Source organism: Salinicola sp. MH3R3-1, from assembly GCF_001937155.1.
Lineage (GTDB): Bacteria > Pseudomonadota > Gammaproteobacteria > Pseudomonadales > Halomonadaceae > Salinicola > Salinicola halophyticus.
In genome coordinates this window covers 1-242 of the sequence record NZ_MSDP01000116.1, presented here as the reverse complement: position 1 = coordinate 242, position 242 = coordinate 1, and the positions used below count along the sequence as shown (strand labels likewise).

Below are 242 nucleotides of genomic sequence, written 5' to 3'. Positions count from 1 at the left end.
GGACTACCCGGGTTTCTAATCCTGTTTGCTCCCCACGCTTTCGCGCCTCAGCGTCAGTTACAGACCAAAAAGCCGCCTTCGCCACTGGTGTTCCTCCAAATCTCTACGCATTTCACCGCTACACTTGGAATTCCACTTTTCTCTTCTGCACTCAAGTTCCCCAGTTTCCAATGACCCTCCACGGTTGAGCCGTGGGCTTTCACATCAGACTTAAGGAACCACCTGCGCGCGCTTTATGCCCA

Annotated in this window: 1 rRNA gene; it reads right to left on the bottom strand. The window is 53.3% G+C overall.

What is annotated here, in order from left to right:
• Positions 1 to 242, bottom strand: a 16S ribosomal RNA gene (locus tag BTW08_RS18640); the annotation flags it as partial.